The 1,603-nt window shown below is 59.1% G+C and carries 3 protein-coding genes; all 3 read right to left on the reverse strand.

What is annotated here, in order from left to right; all coding sequences use genetic code 11:
* Positions 1-50: 50 nt before the first annotated feature.
* Positions 51-656 (reverse strand): (2Fe-2S) ferredoxin domain-containing protein, encoded by a 606-nt coding sequence (locus tag NW844_RS09420; protein WP_414335133.1) that lies wholly within the window; start codon positions 654-656, stop codon positions 51-53.
* Positions 640-912 carry an Asr1405/Asl0597 family protein gene (locus NW844_RS09425; protein ID WP_414335134.1) on the reverse strand — a complete coding sequence of 91 codons (273 nt, stop codon included), beginning with the start codon at positions 910-912 and terminating at the stop codon, positions 640-642. The genes NW844_RS09420 and NW844_RS09425 overlap by 17 nt, the downstream gene beginning before the upstream one ends.
* 139 nt (positions 913-1,051) lie before the next feature.
* Positions 1,052-1,603: Dps family protein (locus NW844_RS09430; RefSeq protein ID WP_414335135.1), on the reverse strand; the 552-nt coding region annotated here is incomplete at its 5' end.

The raw sequence follows: 1,603 nt of genomic DNA on the forward strand, positions 1-1,603 counted from the left end.
GCGAAAAGTCAAGGGAAATCCGCTCGCCCGTGGGGGGATCAGCATGAGCGTCAGGAGGAAGCCGCCGTCTCAACCTGCTGTACCTGCAACGAAGCAATCGGAAAATGCCGCTCCAACAAAGCCGGGATCCCTTGCGGAGAAACGCCGCTGTAGCGAGCCTTGTCGGGCAGGAACACCACGTTCGGCCCCCGTTTGCAGTCCTTCATGCAGCCCACTCCCTGCACCCGAATGGTCTCTGGGTAGGCTGCCAAGTGTGCCTGTAGAGCCTGTATCACCGCCATCGCCCCCCGCCGACAGCAGTCGGACTTCTGACAGACCAAGACGACCCCTTTCCTCGCTTCCTCCGATCCGGGAGCGGCCTTCGGGGAAAACATGGCTGCTACCGGGGAAGCCTGGACAGGAACCACGCGGTAGAGCACCCATTTCTCCCGCCCCTTCAGCAAATTCACTTCCCGCTCCCCCGCAATCTGCACCCTATCCCCTGGCTTGAGGCTGCGGTAGAGCTCAGAGCGCAGCGGCTTGGGGATCTTGCCGGCAAACACTTCCGCTCCGGCCTGCCAGCGCAAGTACTTGAGCTTGCCATCCTTATCGGGAAGAAATCCCAGGAACCGACCCTCTGACTCAAACGGGATCCTTTGCTTAGCCAACTTGCTCATCTTGTCCCCCAGGCTCGGTGTTGAGCTGCCAACACGTCTCTAGGCTGTCCAATAACTCCCGCCGCCGCGCCGTGTATTGGCGGATCACGCTGCGCACCTGCAACAGGGCCAGAGGCGTGTCCACCTGCACCTGCAAATGGCCATCTCCCGTACAAACTGCCGGGATCCCCAACTCCAGCAGCCGCCGCCCAATGCGCCAGCGTTCCCCTAAGGGGATCTGCAAACAATAGCTGCCCTCAAAAGATACAGGGTTCATGGCTAGGAGCAAAACCTCGGCAAATAAATCTAAACCCAATCGGGCAGTAATGATATGAATTTTCAACAAATGCTTACAAAAATAAGTCCTCAGGTTTAAGGACAGGCCACCTGGCCGGCGAACCTGCCCCAGATCCTGACTAGGCTCTGCCGTCCATCAAGCCAAACACTAGGCTGTCGTTGGCCAGGAAGTGGTTGAGGTGGAAGGCCCGGTCTTCCGTCTTGAGCAGAATCTGCTCGTAGAGGTAGCGGGTGGCGCGATCCCCTAGGCTTTCCGCTTGGGCGGCTTGGCGCCGCAGCAAATCGATGATGGCCTGCTCTGCCGCCAGGTCATTTTGCAACATTTGCCGCGCCTCAAAAGCGCCATCCGGCTCAGGGGTAAAGCAGCAGAGGCGGGCCAAGGTGGCGAAGGTGGCTACCGGCACACCCCCCAGACCTTCGAGGCGTTCTCCCAGGTCGTGGACATGTTCCCTCACCTGCTCGTAGTGATCCTTGAACAATTGGTGTAGCGGGTAGAACTCGGTGCCCTCTACTACGAAGTGATGCTTCTGGTACTGCAAGTACAGCCCTTGGAAGCTGGCCAGAAGGGCGTTCATCCCCTCGCAGATCGGCTGGGTCACCTCCAGGCCGAGGGAGACAGGGTTGTTGCGCACGCTGTTGAAGGACTGGCGCAAGGTTGAGGTTTCAGACAT

Origin of the sequence: Synechococcus sp. H55.2 (assembly GCF_047462495.1) — a bacterium.
Taxonomy (GTDB): domain Bacteria; phylum Cyanobacteriota; class Cyanobacteriia; order Thermostichales; family Thermostichaceae; genus Thermostichus.

Coding starts and splice junctions, on each gene's coding strand:
- NW844_RS09420 (WP_414335133.1), bottom strand. CDS start 656: ATGAGCAAGTTGGCTAAGCAAAGGATCCCGTTTGAGTCAGAGGGTCGG.
- NW844_RS09425 (WP_414335134.1), bottom strand. CDS start 912: ATGAACCCTGTATCTTTTGAGGGCAGCTATTGTTTGCAGATCCCCTTA.